Genomic DNA, 15,587 nt, shown 5'->3' with positions numbered 1-15,587 from the left:
ATGCAGGAACTCCGCAAAGCTTGCAGCGAGACAGGAACGATCCTGATTCTCGATGAAATTCAAAGCGGATACGGGCGTAGCGGTAAATTCTTCGCCCATCAATATAATGACATCAAGCCGGACCTCATCACTGTAGCCAAAGGTATCGGCAACGGTTTCCCGATGGCAGGTGTCCTGATCAGCCCGATGTTTAAACCGGTATATGGTCAATTGGGAACTACCTTTGGCGGAAACCATCTGGCATGCTCGGCAGCACTCGCTGTGATGGACGTCATTGAGCAAGAAAATCTGATAGAAAACGCAAAGGTAGTAGGTAACTACTTACTGGAAGAACTGAAGAAATTCCCGCAAATAAAAGAGGTACGCGGACGCGGACTCATGATCGGACTCGAATTCGAAGAGCCCATCAAAGAACTACGCAGCCGCCTCATCTATGACGAGCATGTATTTACCGGAGCAAGCGGTACGAATGTACTTCGCCTGTTACCTCCTCTCTGTCTTACTATGGAGGAAGCAGAAGACTTCCTTGCCCGGTTCAAGAAAGTACTCTAATCGCTCATTTGATTAATAAACAGCCAACGATAAAAGCAGCCTTTATTAGAAATTTATTTCTTATTCCGGCTGCTTTTTGTTTTTTCGTAATTAACTGTTACCTTTGCCTTTAACAACTCATTAAAAATAAGCGTATATGAAAATAGCCATTATCGGTGCAGGAAACATGGGCGGCTCAATAGCCCGTGGCCTGGCAAAAGGAAGTCTGATAGACGATTCGGACATCATTGTGTCCAATCCGAGTGCCGGAAAACTAGAGAAACTGAAAAAGGAATTTCCGGGTATCTCTATCACCAACAGCAATGTGGAAGCTGCCACAGGAGCAGATATTGTCATCCTTGCTGTCAAACCGTGGTTTATGGAACCGGTGATGCGCGAATTGAAACTGAAAAGCAAACAGATACTCATCTCCGTAGCTGCCGGCATCAGTTTTGAAGAACTGGCTCATTACGTCGTAGCACCGGAAATGGCCATGTTCCGCCTGATTCCGAACACCGCTATCAGCGAACTGGAAAGTATGACGCTTGTTGCCGCCCGCAATACGAACGATGAACAAGACAAATTCATCCTCCGGTTGTTCAGCGAGATGGGAACCGTGATGCTTATTCCCGAAGATAAAATAGCGGCAGCCACCGCATTGACCTCCTGCGGTATCGCTTACGTATTGAAATACGTTCAGGCAGCCATGCAAGCCGGAATCGAAATGGGACTTCGTCCCAAAGATGCCATGCAGATGATAGCACAATCCTTAAAAGGAGCAGCCGCACTGATTCAGAACAATGACACCCACCCCAGCGTAGAAATCGACAAGGTCACCACTCCGGGCGGAATCACAATCAAGGGGATCAATGAACTGGAACACAACGGATTCACCTCCGCTATCATCAAAGCCATGAAAGCCTCCAAATAATACCATAGAATTATTAATCATAAAAATACGAACCACTTGTATGAATGAACAAATTAAACAGATCGCAGAACGCCTCCGCGGATTACGTGATGTACTGGAACTGACCGCAGAGGATATCGCCCGCGACAGCGACATCTCTGCCGAAGAATACCGACTTGCAGAAACCGGAGACTACGATATCTCTGTCAGCATGTTACAAAAAATAGCCCGCACGTATAATATAGCTCTCGACGCCCTGATGTTTGGTGAAGAGCCTAAAATGAGCAGCTACTTCGTGACCCGTGCCGGCAAAGGAGTCAGCATCGAACGTACCAAAGCTTATAAATACCAATCACTGGCTTCAGGATTCATGAACCGTACCGCCGATCCGTTCATCGTCACTGTTGAACCGAAAGCAAACGACGAACCAATCCATTATAACCAACATAACGGACAAGAATTCAACCTTGTCATCGAAGGACGTATGCTTATCAACATCGAAGGCAAAGAAATCATCCTCAACCAAGGCGACAGTATCTATTTTAACTCTAAACTTCCACATGGCATGAAAGCGCTCGATGGCAAAACAGTACGTTTTCTGGCAGTAATTATGTAATAACATCATGGTAGAAAGATTTTTATCACAGACCTCTTTCAGTTCACAAGAGGATTTTATCAAAAACTTGAAAATAAACGTCCCGGAGAACTTCAACTTCGGCTATGACGTAGTAGACGCCTGGGCTGCCGAACAACCTGACAAGAACGCTTTACTTTGGACAAATGACAAAGGCGAAAGTCGCCAATTCTCATTTGCCGACATGAAACGATCTACGGACATGACCGCTTCTTACTTCCAGAGCCTGGGTATCGGCCGTGGCGACATGGTGATGCTGATTCTGAAACGCCGTTATGAGTTCTGGTATAGCACCATCGCTCTTCACAAACTAGGAGCAACCGTTATTCCGGCCACCCACTTGCTGACCAAAAAGGATATTATCTATCGCTGCAACGCTGCCGACATCAAAATGATCGTAGCTGCCGGCGAAGGAATCATCCTGCAACATATCAAAGATGCTCTTCCCGAATGTCCCACGGTTGAAAAGTTAGTCAGTGTCGGTCCGGAAATCCCGGAAGGCTTCGAAGATTTCCATCAGGGTATCGAAAATGCTGCTCCATTTGTACGTCCGCGCCATGCGAACACTAACGACGACATCTCTCTGATGTATTTTACTTCCGGCACTACCGGCGAACCTAAGATGGTGGCACATGACTTTACTTATCCGTTAGGTCATATCGTTACCGGTAGTTTTTGGCACAACCTGGACGAGAACAGTCTTCACCTCACCATTGCCGATACCGGCTGGGGAAAAGCAGTATGGGGAAAACTCTACGGACAGTGGATTGCCGGAGCCAATATCTTCGTCTACGACCACGAGAAGTTTACCCCGGCAGCTATTCTGGAAAAAATCCAGGAATATCATGTCACCTCTCTCTGTGCACCTCCTACCATCTTCCGGTTCTTGATTCACGAAGACCTGACAAAGTACGACTTGTCTTCACTTAAATACTGCACCATTGCCGGAGAGGCATTGAACCCTGCCGTATTTGAAACTTTCAAGAAGCTGACGGGTATCAAACTGATGGAAGGTTTCGGACAAACAGAAACAACCCTCACCATCTCCACCATGCCTTGGATGGAACCGAAACCGGGAAGCATGGGGCTGCCGAATCCTCAATATGATGTAGACTTGATCGACCATGAAGGCCGCTCTGTTGAAGCGGGTGAACAAGGACAAATTGTAATCCGCACCAGCAAAGGTAAACCTCTCGGACTTTTCAAAGAATACTACCGGGATGCGGAACGCACTCATGAAGCTTGGCACGATGGTATTTATTACACCGGCGATGTTGCCTGGAAAGACGAGGACGGCTACCTTTGGTTTGTCGGTCGTGCAGACGACGTAATCAAGAGTTCCGGTTACCGCATCGGCCCATTCGAAGTGGAAAGTGCGTTGATGACTCATCCGGCTGTTGTGGAATGTGCTATTACCGGAGTACCCGACGAGATTCGCGGCCAGGTAGTAAAAGCTACGATTGTTCTATCCAAAGACTATAAAGCACGTGCCGGAGAAGAACTGATTAAGGAATTACAGAACCACGTGAAGAAAGTGACTGCTCCTTATAAATATCCGCGTGTGATCGAGTTCGTAGAAGAGCTTCCTAAGACAATCAGCGGTAAGATCCGCCGGGTGGAAATTCGTGAAAACGATAAGAAATAAGTAAAAAAGCACCTATTTATCGATAAATCCTCCTTCACTTGTCTTTTGGCAACCGAAGGAGGATTTCTTATGTGAATCATACTACAAACTGGTCAATTAATACAAATCCTGATTCAATGAATCATTTGTATACTATATATGAAACAATATTGCACCTCTATGTTGCTTTTCTCCCTTATCTTTGTTGCAGTATAAACAAAAACACACTATAAAGATTATGATTACAAGTAGAAAGATTTCTCAAGTCAATGTTTTTGCTGGTAGTCCTTGGGAGGTAGCCAGCGTAAAAAATTTATTGAATGAAGCCTATATTCAAGTTTCAATGAAAGACAATGGTTTAAACAGTATTTTGATTTCTGTTCCTTGCGAATACTATACTGCGGCCATGCGTGTAATTAATAACAGAAAAGTTTCATAGGTTTTAGGTTTACATATAAATTGGAGGGTTCTTATTGTCAGCAGGAGTTTTAGCTGGATAATACGGTGACTAGCAACTCATTGCACCCTGACAATAAGCCATGACAATAGGCTGACAATAAAAAGATCGTACTTTTATTGTCAGCCTGTTATTTAATAGATTAAATTCACGACAGAATTATAGAATTCGTTTCAATCTCCTACATATCTTTCTGATCCAGCAGTTGCTACAAATAGCGTTGTCCGACATAGAATTCTTCTCAAAGGATCGCAGTCTTTCGTATTGTTCCTCCACCATTTTCCATAAACCGTCCAGTCGCGAACTTTGGCCTCTAATTGCCATTAATTCCTGATCCCGCATATTCAAGAGTGAAGCATACAGTCGGCTGGTTTTGTTTTTTTCCATGCAAAGTTGCTCTAACTCATCGATATATTCAGACGTAATTCCCAGCTTAGTCCGTTTTATAAATTGCTGAATACTATCATCATCTATGGAAACTGTATCGTTCTCATAAGACACTGTGATTTTTTTCATTTCCACCCAGAGCCAGATATACTCTTTTTCGAGTCGGTATTTCTCGGCTGCCGCTTCTATGCTAATCCATTGTGACATAGTGTTTGTTTTTAATTTGTTATACAACAAGGAATAAATAGTGCTCTGTTGATGTTGATTCAACAAACATTCGCGCTTTTTGCATTCCGGGCGGACAGGAGATTGGGGTTGGGGATTTATAAGGATCATGAAACCAACCGGGTACAATAAAAGCGTGAATGCTGTTGAACCATTATCCGTATTTGAGGCCTAGCAAACCCGTCCGAAAGATAATGATAACAACAGACATCCACGCTAATTGTGTATATATAACACATCTTTCATCGATATGTTGACATACGGCCATTCACGTGGAATATCTGTTGAACCACCCCTCTACGGACAGAAACTTGCTAGATTTCAAATACGAGGGATAAGTCGTAAATATTCCTATTTATAAATATAAAAAACGCTTCTTACCTATTTCATCACGCTGATGAACAGAAAGCGTATGACAAAGATATGCTTTTTTTTTCGAAACAAAGTGGAAATACGGAAATAAATACAGGAAGTTTTGTATTGAAAGAGAAGAAGTTCAATATTAGCAAAGAGCGTATAAGAAATATAAACTCGCTACGAAGCGAATGTCGCCCCCGTTAAATGAATGCTGCGCATCTGGTATCTTTCACTAAAGAAGCAGGTATTGTTCTGCTAAAGTAACAGTATTGTTCAGCTAAGGCAGCAGTATTGTTCGGCTAAAGCAGCAGTATTGTTCAGCTAAAGCAGCAGTATTGTTCAGCTAAAGCTACGGTATCTTTACCTTCCCACGGCCGTGGTAACTTCTTTCCACAGCCGTGACGAATTCCTACCACGGCCGTGGGAAGATCTCGTCACGGCCGTGGCGAACTACCAATACCGGTAAGTTAACGTACGAATAACGGTGTCTTTATGCAACAATACACAGTGGCGAGCATATCTTTACTTACTTGTTAATGTTTCAAGTCCGCCTTCTTGAATAGAGTATAACAAGAAAACACATTCTTTATCGCGATAAAGCGCAAATAGTTTGTTTTACAAGTACCTTATCCGTACCTTTGAAACCAATAACAAACACTTACTCTCATTAAATATCAAGAGAAGAAAAATGAAGATTACACAAATCAGGGAAAACGGAGATACGGAGGCACTAAGCGTGACAGACATCGACTTGCTGATAGAAAAAATGAAAAAAGAAACCAAGCTCCGCCCGGTAACCGGATTACGTCAGGCCCTGCATTTTGTTCTACCCGACGAGCCTTGTTCCCTCGCCAACAAACTACCACGAGTGATTCCCGCAGCAGCCTTCGGACGAGTGAACGGAGTGAAGCGAATGAAAACCTACAATGGCATTGTAGAACTGACCATCGGTCCGCTAGCCGGAAAGACAGAAGTGGAAATCGTAAAGCAAAAGGCAGCCGAACTTCCCCAAACAATGCTGGCTTTTATGGGAGCAAGTGGTAAAAGCGTCAAGATATGGACTTGCTTCACCCGTCCGGACGGCACTTTACCGCAAACAACGGAAGAAGCCGAAGTGTTTCAGGCACATGCTTACCGGCTTGCCATTAAATGTTATCAGCCTCAACTTCCCTTCAACATTCTATTGAAAGAGCCGAAACTGGAACAATTCTCACGTCTTAGCTATGATCCGGACTTGATTTACCGTCCCACCCCTGTCCCTTTCTATCTTTCACAACCCATCGGTATGCCCGGCGAGATGACTTATCATGAGAAATCGAGCACTGAAGCATCTCCACTGAATCGAGCACTGCCGGGGTATGACACGGAAGATACAGTAGCATTGCTTTATGAAGCGGCATTGCGGAAGACATTCGAAGAAATAGAAACAGACTGGCATCGGAACGATCATGATTTGCAAACGTTAGTAGTCCCGCTTGCCGAAAATTGTTACTACTCCGGCATCCCGGAAGAGGAGGTAACCCGACGAACCATCATGCGTTATTACAAAAGAAAAAATCCGATGCTGATACGCGAGATGATAAGAAACGTATACAAAGAATGTAAGGGAGTGCCCAAAAGCAACTGCCTGACTAAAGAGCAACGCCTTAGCCTGCAGATGGACGAATTTATGAACCGTCGTTATGAGTTCCGTTATAATACGCAGATCGGGGAAGTGGAATACCGGGAGCGTTTCTCGTTTCAGTTTTATTTTCATCCTATTGACAAACGGGCACAAAACAGTATCATGCTTGATGCCCAATCCGAAGGTATTGGCGTATGGGACAGGGACATAGACCGATACTTACATTCCAACCGTGTGCCGATCTACAATCCGTTGGAAGAATTCCTGTTTCATCTGCCTCATTGGGACGGCAAAGACCGTATTCATGCTTTGGCAAATAGGGTTCCTTGCAAAAATCCGCATTGGGAATTGCTTTTCCACCGTTGGTTCCTGAATATGGTTTCACATTGGAGAGGAGTAGATAAAATGCACGCGAACAATACGTCGCCCATATTAGTGGGCCGACAGGGAACTCATAAATCAACTTTCTGTCGTGAAATGATTCCGCCTGCGCTTCGCGCTTACTATACAGACAGCATTGATTTCAGCCATAAACGGGATGCAGAACTGTATCTGAATCGGTTTGCGCTCATCAATATCGATGAGTTTGACCAGATAACTCTGCCACAACAGGGATTTCTGAAACATATTCTTCAAAAGCCTGTGGTCAATCTACGGAAACCGCACGGTCGCTCGGTACTTGAATTGCAACGGTATGCTTCATTTATCGGCACAAGCAATCAGAAGGATTTGTTGACTGATCCTTCGGGAAGCCGCCGTTTCATTTGTATTGAAGTGACGGGAAACATCGACACTACACAGCCGATAGATTATGAACAGCTTTATGCACAAGCCATGCACGAGATTCATCATGGCGAACGCTACTGGTTTGACAGTGAGGATGAGCAGATTATGACGGAAAACAACCGTGAGTTTGAGCAGACACCGGCTATGTTGCAATTGTTTTACCAGTATTTCAAGACTGCGCAAACGAAAGAGGAAGGGGAATTTCTTACTCCGGTCGAAATATTGAATTATCTGAAGAAGAAAAGCGGTATGTCATTGTCTGATAACAAAGTATACCACTTCGGGAGATTGCTGCAAAAATGCGGTATTCCTTCGAAGCATACTTATAAAGGTACTGTTTATCAGGTAATAAAGCTATCATAAGAGATAAAAGTAAGGCTGACAATAAAAGTCGGGATATTTTATTGTCAGCCTATTATCAATGGTTATTGTCAGGTGATAGAACGTTGATATTCATCTACTTGCACATAATCCTGACAGTATGACAATAAAACAGGTACCAATCATTATGAGATCTAAATTTGAGAGTTTTGTTTCATAGATGAATAGAGGTAATCTTATTTAATATCATCCGATTACCTTCTTTTTGAACTATCTGGTTTTTCCGGATAGTTGTATCCTTATCTACTCCTCCTTGCGAAGTATCTCCTATTTTATCTCCACTTTCGTCTGTAATCTTATGTCATTGGAAGCAGCACCAATCATTATCTGAAAAGTTCCCGGCTCCACAATCTTCTTTAAATTCCGATCGACAAGCGAGAAATCCTCTTCGGATAAAATAAACTTCACTTCCCGTTCTTCACCACGCTTCAAATAGAAACGTGCGAAATGTTTCAATTGCTTCAACGGTTGCACTACTGAAGCGTATTCATCTCTCAAATAAAGTTGAGCTACTTCTTCACCGTCGTACTTTCCTGTGTTCCGGACTTTGAATGAAATTTCGAAAGAACGTGGCATCAAGGCTGACAGGTGCAAATCCGAGTAATCAAAAGAGGTATAACTCAAACCATATCCGAAAGGATAAAGCGGAGAAGCAGACATTTCTACATAATCATGGCTTTGAGGAGCTTTCTTATTATAATAGAGTGGAATCTGTCCGACGGAACGGGGCACAGAAAATGGCAATCGTCCTGCCGGATTAAAATCACCAAATAAAACATCGGCAATAGCAATCCCTCCTTCTTGTCCCGGGTAGTAAGCGGTTAATACTGCATCTGCATTTTCTGATGCCCAGTTTTTATCCAAGGGACGGCCTTCAATATAAACGACTATCAATGGCTTTCCTGTAGCTTTCAAGGCTTTGAGCAGTTCCTGTTGCTTTCCTAATAAAGAGAGTGTTGCGCGGTCGAACCCTTCGCCACATTCCATATCGCTGATCGTCTTTTCGTCGGCAATGGCCGCACCCGTTTCTTTATAACTGGTCTTGAAATCACGGGCACTGGAACCTCCCACCACGGCAATAATGACTTCGGAACGCTGAGCGGCTGCAACGGCCTGTTCAATATCAGTTGTCACAGTATCACGAATGGAGCAGCCTTTCACGTATTCCACTTGCGACGAAGAAAGTTTGGCCCTGATTCCATCCAAGACAGTCTTTATATTTTCTTCTTCCTGCGGAGCGGTATAATCCCCCAACATATTATAGCGATTATCTGCATTAGGTCCGATTAATGCAACTTTCCTATTTTTGTTCAACGGAAGCAAAGAGTGCTCATTCTTCAACAACGTGATTGAAGCTTGTGCTACCCGGCGTGCCAAAGTTACAGATTCTTCACTGCGCACTTCTTTCTTTGCTTTTTCAGGATCTACATAAGGATTTTCAAACAGCCCCATCTCAAATTTTAATCGTAGAACACGGGCGACAGAAGCGTCAAGTGCTGTTTTACTGATACGACCTGTGTTTACAGCATTCATCAGATTCATATATGCATCGCCTCCCAAGTCTACATCTACTCCGGCTGACAATGCAAGAATAGCTGCTTCTTCCATAGTGGGCGCAACAAAATGGCTTTGATGAATACCTTCTATGCTGTATAAATCAGAAACGACGATTCCTCTGAATTTCCATTCATTCCGAAGAAGTTCGGTCAACAGAGAGTGATTGGCTGTGCAGGGAACACCGTCCATCGAATTATAAGAAGTCATTACTGATAATGCTCCGGCATCGATAGCTTGCCTAAACGGGGGCAGGAAGTTCTCGTGCAGCTCACGTATACCGGCAAAAGAGGGGTTTCCGTTCTGTCCGCTTTCCGAGATACCGTAAGCAAGAAAGTGTTTGAGAGTAGCTAATGTACTGTATGGATGTGACAAATCACCGCCTCCTAATCCTTCCACCATCGCTTTTCCTATTTCACCCGTCAATACCGGATCTTCACCAAAGGTTTCTTCTACACGAGACCAACGCGGGTCACGAGCCAAATCGAGCACAGGTCCATAGCTGATATGTCCACCCTGCAAACGTATCTCTTTGCCGATTGCTTTTCCTACTTCACGGATAAGTTGGGGCGACCAGGTAGCAGCCATTCCGATTCCGGTTGGAAAAACGGTTGCACCAATTGCCATGTGACCGTGCGGTGCTTCTTCGGCAAGGAATAAGGGAATTCCCAAACGGGTATTCTCTATTACATACCTTTGCAAGGCATTTCCGGCCTTTGTAGCCAAAGCGGGATTCAATCCGGTTGACAATGTTTTCTTTGTCCACGGGTCGGCACGATAGGTTGCCCAAAGCATACCGGCCTTTCTGTCTTTTATGAGTTGCTTGAATTTATCAGAAGGAAAAACATCGTTTCTTTTGATTTCATACATCTCCCACCCTAAAGGACAAAGGAGCTGGCCGACTTTTTCTTCTAACGTCATACGGGATAGTAAGTCGGCTACTCTTGTTTCTACCGGCAAAGTCGGATTTTTATAGGTTACTGCCGGAAGTTGCTGTGCAAAGGAATAAGCAACTCCTGTCATCATAGCCGTAAACAGTAGTGATTTACAGATTCTATTTAGCATAACTATTTTTTATAAACGAATAAGATATTAAAAAGAGAAGTCTGCCATCTCCCCGTAATGCTTTGCGCAAAACCGATTCGACAGCAGACCTCATCGTACTAAAGAACAACCTCTATTTTACCTCTTTTAGAACGGACATTTCTGATTGTCTACATAGGTAATGGTTCCACCGGGCACAGCATTGTGACCATGACCTGTCATATCAAGCACCGAACCATCATCCTGCGTTTCACCGTCGAAACGCCAGTAGGCTATGAGCCCTTCACTGGTTGGGTCTACATAACAAACACCATCTTCAATCTGTGCGGATGTACGCGCTACGTTCCACACACGACATTCGCTAATGTAACCATCAAAGAAACGAGCATTACCGGCTGAACGACCGATGGAGAAAGTGTCTTCCCATGTATGACCGTCATAAGCCATACTCAAGTTAATGGTTCCGCCATTCTTAGTTTCCACAAAGTGAATCTGCTCACCATCCAAATAAAGACGTAAATACTGACCGTCATATACGGCAGCAAAGTGCAACCAATGACCGGTAGGAAACTCTTTCTCTACCCACGATTCATAATGGTCTTTCTTATCGGGATGTGAAGCCGAACCGATAGAGCCTTTCACGAACTGCAATTTATTCACAGGATTACCGGCACCGTCACCAAAACGGAAGAGGAAGTTTTCTTCGCATCCGCACAATGAGCTGATACCATTAGCATTTCTTTCAGAACCGACAGGGAAGGATACTGGAAGTACCTTCATTTCTAATGTCATCTGTCCGAGTGCTTTCACCGGACTTTTTTCCTGATCACCGAACGAAGGAATATTAAAATATCCCCGACGTGCCAGATAAGCAGCCTTGATATTGATAACCTTAGTCAACATAACATAAGCGGTACGGGAAGTTTCCATCACTTTCAGATCGCTATTTGACACAGAGGTAATAGATACAGGAAGGCAGTAGGATACCCCCTCCTGTAATTTTTCGGAATCAGCAGTTACCTTGATTTGCGTAGACTGGTTCTGCCCTGCTGGAATCACCACTTCACCACCTTCAAAACTATAACTACCTTCGGGAGGCATTTGGCAGTTACGACCGGTAGAGGCATTAAAAGACTCAAGTAGCTGAGGAGCCACCTGCACACCAACTTTCACATCAGTGTCCGTCTTATCGGTTGAAGTCACGGTCAAACCTAATGTAGACTGCCCCTCAACGAGAAATTTCACATTTGAAGAAGTCAACGTGCCAGTCATATAGACAGCATCGCTGTAATCAGGTTCAGTCTTGCAACCTGACACACAAAGCAACAAAGCTAATAAAGATAAGAGCGTATATTTCTTCATAACTTCAATTATTATTTAGCATAAACATTAAATACACCACATTCCAAAGAAGCACCATACCAACCACCGGCATTCGGAACAGTTATCCGAATATATCGGGCAGTCAACGGAGCATAGAAAACACAATCTTCGGCATTACGTTCAATTTCTCCTTGTGTTTTCCAATCCGTACCATTATCACTTGTGCTGACAGTCATACCGGCACTGAACGCACCGACCTCTTTTTCAGTCCAAGTTTCATAATCATATCCGGAACTTGTCATTTTGATACTATCAAAAGAATATGCTTTCCCCATATCAATATCCAGCAAAAGCTCACCCGACCGATTAGAGATAGAACAATAAGTTTCATAATTTCCATCAAAAATGGCTTCAATCGGTTCATACCAAGACTGAACAGTTCCATTGGTGGTAGCGGTCCATCCTGTTTGGTCTGCCACTAATGTACCAGTACCTGTATATTGGGTAGCTTCATGATTCATATTATCCTCAGTCACAGTAATAGTCAAGAAAGAAGGCGCCAGCATATTAGTGCTCAACTGCGAATTACCACCTTCTGCCGAAACTAGACGCAAAGGAACAATATATCCTTTTTCACTCTTAAGAGTAGAGAGAACATTCACGTCATCAGTCAATTTTAGATGTACAGCATCTGCCACTACCATTTCTCCTGCAGGAATAGTCATTTCTTTATTCTCCAGTACAATAGCCTCAACAGGCAAGGCTTCAAACTCGGTGTCATGTTCTTCATTATAAGCATCAATCAAGGAGTTATCAACCGCTACCGTTACTCTAATGTCACCACTCGCTTTCTTTGAGCATTTTGCTTCCCATGTGAAATCTACATTACTGACTGTACTGATGGGAGTCTGTACTATCTTATACTCCTTGGAATTATCCAAAACGTACACTCTATTATACGGATCTCCATAAACATCGTAAGTCTCATCATCGCCACAGGCAGTAAAAACAAGCACACAGATGGCGAACATACTTATATAAAACAGATTCTTTCTATTTTTCATAGTCATCTTTCATTAAAAAGTTAATTAATGGACAGCCGGATTCTGTATTTGGATACATTGACGGAACCGATAGTAAGGCTCAGGATTGTATTCGTGTACATTATAGTCACGATGGATAAAGAATGCTCCAAAACCTCCTTTGCGTTTGCCATTCGCCGGTTTATAACGTGCCTGATTGTACATGGACTGCATATCACCCTGCCAGCCGTCACCCATATTACAGCAGTATACCACCTTTTCATCAGGCCATCCACCAGCGCCAGTTCCACCACTATACGCCTGAAGGAAACAATAATTACTATATGGAACAAGACTTGTCATACTAGTAGATGTCTGGTCAATATTCAACATTTTGTCACAAATGCCTTCTTGCGAAGCTATTTCTTTACCATAACGCTCTTCAATGAGTTGTAGACGCTCTTCTTTAGTGATATCCGGATTCGGTCCCATATATTTAGCCATATGCTTGTAGAAGTACTCAAAATTTGAACCACTCAAAAAGTCACCTTCCGGTTCATAGTCGGCATCGAAGCCGTCAAGATCATTCAGGAACACCTGGTCAAGGAAATATTCAGCATACATTTCAAAGGAACGATTAAGTGCAACGGTTCGTTCATCACCCTCCGGCATTGCCTTTGCTTCATTGTAAGCCTTCTTAAAATCGTGTTCGTCAGTTTCCGCATCAATACGTGTAATTGCCACACAGAGCATTTTGGTACCTTTCACTTTCTGCACAAAACGAATTTCGTCCCATATCTCAGTATTTTCCTTTGCAGGAATACCACCCCACATAGAACAAATATCGAGACTGTCGGGCAATCCCATAAATCGAACAGCCGCTGAGTTTTGAGCTCCATACTGCGCAAACCATCCAAAAGCAATTTCATGGTCGCTTGCTTTGTAATCGCGCAGGTTTTGGTAGTACTGGTCGTCGTAAGTCAACGGTCGCTGAATGGTCAACGATTCAATGTCCGTGTTACACGCAGCCATCAAGCTGCCTGTGGCTAGCGCGACCAATAAGTATTTCATTGTTTTCATATTCTAATTACTTAGTTAGATTGTTCTACATTATATATCTGATTACCTTTTTACATCCCACCAAAGACGTGTACCGGCAATGTCCGTACCCTTCAATAGGGAGACAGCAGCTTGCATATTCTCGCCATTGTCTGAATACTCTGTTGTCGGAAACTTCAGACGACTAATAAGTTCTCCTTCAGGCACTTCACCACCGGAACGATTCGAACTGATAGTAACAATTCCCGGATAACCTGTACGACGCATCTCACTCCATGCCTCCTGCCCGTCAGGAAAAAGAGCAATCCATTTCTGAACCATAATACGCTCCAGTTTCTTGCTTTCAGTAGCATTATCGTTCCACTTCACAGTCAAGTTTGAAACCATACTACTTACATCAGTACTACGTTCGGTTGTCGGATCTACAAAAGACGTAGCCGGTACATTAGTATCATCCGCGAGGTAAGTATCTGCCCCCGTAGCACCTTTGGAAGAGAAAGAAATTCTCACACCTTCTTCATAATACTCCTGCACGGTCTTATCCCCCAAGTTCAAACGCAATTTAGCTTCTGCCAGTAAAAAATAAGTTTCAGCGGCGCCCATCCACTCTATATTATCGTTTTGTTCCACATTCATACTGGAAGCAGCCTCCGACAATGTTCCTTGATTACGGCTAGTTTGTCCATTCCGGACTCCATGATATGCTCCATCTTTCACCGCAGCCTTAAAGTAACATGCCAAACGCGGATCTTGCAAACCTTTCAAATAACAATCCATAGTAGCACTCATGCGAAAATCATTAAAACTTTCAAATGCTTCCCACCACTCATTGATGAAAGTGAACGATGCAGACTGTTTTAAAACCGCATTATCATCAACAGACGTCATCAGTCCTATACTGTGACCAATCGCAGCCTCTATTTCTGTCCGAGCTTTTGTCTCATCCACATAAGAAATACGCATTGCCAAACGGAGACGGAGTGTATTGGCAAACTTTATCCACTTCTCTACTCTACCATTATAAATATAGTCATAACGTTCCATATACGGTTCGGACGTTCGGCTGTTATAACCAGTAAGCACATCAATGGCATCTGCCAATTCTTCAAAGAAGCGATAATACACATCCTTCTGGCTGTCATAAGCCACATGAATACCTGTACCAAACTTAGAATAAGGAATGGGACCATACTTATCCGTAATACGACTCATACCAAACACCTTGACAATAGTAGCCAAAGCACGTGCAGGTGAAACCTCATCGGTATTCTCTACGATACTTTGCCACGGCTGCATCACTTCGGTATAAGCGTTATTGAACGGTGAATTATACCATTGGCGATAAAGTTTATAACAGTCGTTATCTTCTGTTCCGGCATAATCCCACGTCTTGACAGGAGCAAAGTAGCTGGCAAATATGTCACCGGTCAGCATCTGAGTTTCCTCAAACAAACCGCCTTTATCCTTACCTACCACAAAAATGCCCCTCTCCATCTGTGTAAAGTAAGCTCCCGTTTTAAGGTTATCGCGTTCCATCTGCTCCGGAGTTACCTCATTCGGATTAATATTCCAACTTTCAAAATGGCTGGTGCAGGCTGTAAGCAGCAAGCCTCCGGCAAGCAACGTACCATTAACAACTTTTATATATTTTGATATCTGTTTCATCTTG

General features: G+C 43.5%; 12 protein-coding genes. 6 read left to right on the top strand and 6 right to left on the bottom strand.

The window, feature by feature from the left end:
• The 5 genes from KQP79_RS10685 to KQP79_RS10665 form a co-directional block, all read left to right on the top strand.
• The coding region (locus KQP79_RS10685; protein ID WP_264386632.1) for an aspartate aminotransferase family protein at window positions 1-552 on the top strand (552 nt) is incomplete at its 5' end.
• A 136-nt stretch (window positions 553-688) separates the two neighbouring features.
• On the top strand, window positions 689-1,462 hold the full coding sequence (gene proC, locus KQP79_RS10680) for a pyrroline-5-carboxylate reductase (RefSeq protein WP_004310476.1): 774 nt from the start codon (window positions 689-691) through the stop codon (window positions 1,460-1,462).
• Between the two features lie 40 nt (window positions 1,463-1,502).
• Entirely contained in the window at window positions 1,503-2,057 is a 555-nt protein-coding gene (locus KQP79_RS10675) for a helix-turn-helix domain-containing protein (protein ID WP_004313803.1), read from the top strand.
• A gap of 7 nt (window positions 2,058-2,064) precedes the next feature.
• The gene (locus KQP79_RS10670; RefSeq protein WP_009040259.1) at window positions 2,065-3,720 is read left to right on the top strand and encodes an AMP-binding protein; all 1,656 of its coding nucleotides are present in this window, start codon (window positions 2,065-2,067) and stop codon (window positions 3,718-3,720) included.
• 217 nt (window positions 3,721-3,937) lie between these two features.
• Window positions 3,938-4,138, top strand: a complete 201-nt coding sequence (locus tag KQP79_RS10665; protein ID WP_009040258.1) for a DUF2007-related protein — start codon at window positions 3,938-3,940, stop codon at window positions 4,136-4,138.
• Between the two features lie 177 nt (window positions 4,139-4,315).
• On the opposite strand, the gene KQP79_RS10660 is transcribed toward KQP79_RS10665, so the two are convergent.
• Complete coding sequence (locus KQP79_RS10660; protein ID WP_004305010.1) at window positions 4,316-4,750, bottom strand: hypothetical protein; 435 nt, start codon at window positions 4,748-4,750, stop codon at window positions 4,316-4,318.
• Window positions 4,751-5,813: 1,063 nt separating this feature from the next.
• On the opposite strand from KQP79_RS10660, the gene KQP79_RS10655 reads away from it, so the two are divergent.
• Window positions 5,814-7,898, top strand: coding sequence for a BT4734/BF3469 family protein (locus KQP79_RS10655; protein WP_138343209.1), 2,085 nt, complete (start codon window positions 5,814-5,816; stop codon window positions 7,896-7,898).
• A gap of 285 nt (window positions 7,899-8,183) precedes the next feature.
• Here KQP79_RS10655 and KQP79_RS10650 read toward each other — a convergent pair whose 3' ends face one another.
• From KQP79_RS10650 to KQP79_RS10630, 5 genes are all read right to left on the bottom strand, one after another.
• Window positions 8,184-10,535, bottom strand: a complete 2,352-nt coding sequence (locus KQP79_RS10650) for a glycoside hydrolase family 3 N-terminal domain-containing protein (protein ID WP_004316746.1) — start codon at window positions 10,533-10,535, stop codon at window positions 8,184-8,186.
• A gap of 126 nt (window positions 10,536-10,661) precedes the next feature.
• Window positions 10,662-11,876, bottom strand: coding sequence for a DUF1735 and LamG domain-containing protein (locus tag KQP79_RS10645; RefSeq protein ID WP_004316748.1), 1,215 nt, complete (start codon window positions 11,874-11,876; stop codon window positions 10,662-10,664).
• A gap of 11 nt (window positions 11,877-11,887) precedes the next feature.
• The gene (locus KQP79_RS10640; protein ID WP_004310484.1) at window positions 11,888-12,901 is read right to left on the bottom strand and encodes a BT_3987 domain-containing protein; all 1,014 of its coding nucleotides are present in this window, start codon (window positions 12,899-12,901) and stop codon (window positions 11,888-11,890) included.
• A gap of 24 nt (window positions 12,902-12,925) precedes the next feature.
• On the bottom strand, window positions 12,926-13,939 hold the full coding sequence (locus KQP79_RS10635; RefSeq protein ID WP_004310485.1) for a glycoside hydrolase family 18: 1,014 nt from the start codon (window positions 13,937-13,939) through the stop codon (window positions 12,926-12,928).
• A 42-nt stretch (window positions 13,940-13,981) separates the two neighbouring features.
• Window positions 13,982-15,583 carry a SusD/RagB family nutrient-binding outer membrane lipoprotein gene (locus KQP79_RS10630; protein WP_138343210.1) on the bottom strand — a complete coding sequence of 534 codons (1,602 nt, stop codon included), beginning with the start codon at window positions 15,581-15,583 and terminating at the stop codon, window positions 13,982-13,984.
• Window positions 15,584-15,587: the final 4 nt, after the last annotated feature.

The sequence above is a fragment of the Bacteroides sp. DH3716P genome (assembly GCF_025914115.1).
Taxonomy (GTDB): domain Bacteria; phylum Bacteroidota; class Bacteroidia; order Bacteroidales; family Bacteroidaceae; genus Bacteroides; species Bacteroides ovatus.
Note: the sequence above shows the minus strand (reverse complement) of the source record. Positions and strands in the feature narration are given on the sequence as shown.

Excerpts from the sequence above, each read along its gene's own strand:
- proC (WP_004310476.1), top strand. The coding sequence starts at position 689 with ATGAAAATAGCCATTATCGGTGCAGGAAACATGGGCGGCTCAATAGCC.
- KQP79_RS10675 (WP_004313803.1), top strand. The coding sequence starts at position 1,503 with ATGAATGAACAAATTAAACAGATCGCAGAACGCCTCCGCGGATTACGT.
- KQP79_RS10670 (WP_009040259.1), top strand. The coding sequence starts at position 2,065 with ATGGTAGAAAGATTTTTATCACAGACCTCTTTCAGTTCACAAGAGGAT.
- KQP79_RS10665 (WP_009040258.1), top strand. The coding sequence starts at position 3,938 with ATGATTACAAGTAGAAAGATTTCTCAAGTCAATGTTTTTGCTGGTAGT.
- KQP79_RS10660 (WP_004305010.1), bottom strand. The coding sequence starts at position 4,750 with ATGTCACAATGGATTAGCATAGAAGCGGCAGCCGAGAAATACCGACTC.
- KQP79_RS10655 (WP_138343209.1), top strand. The coding sequence starts at position 5,814 with ATGAAGATTACACAAATCAGGGAAAACGGAGATACGGAGGCACTAAGC.
- KQP79_RS10650 (WP_004316746.1), bottom strand. The coding sequence starts at position 10,535 with ATGCTAAATAGAATCTGTAAATCACTACTGTTTACGGCTATGATGACA.
- KQP79_RS10645 (WP_004316748.1), bottom strand. The coding sequence starts at position 11,876 with ATGAAGAAATATACGCTCTTATCTTTATTAGCTTTGTTGCTTTGTGTG.
- KQP79_RS10640 (WP_004310484.1), bottom strand. The coding sequence starts at position 12,901 with ATGAAAAATAGAAAGAATCTGTTTTATATAAGTATGTTCGCCATCTGT.
- KQP79_RS10635 (WP_004310485.1), bottom strand. The coding sequence starts at position 13,939 with ATGAAAACAATGAAATACTTATTGGTCGCGCTAGCCACAGGCAGCTTG.
- KQP79_RS10630 (WP_138343210.1), bottom strand. The coding sequence starts at position 15,583 with ATGAAACAGATATCAAAATATATAAAAGTTGTTAATGGTACGTTGCTT.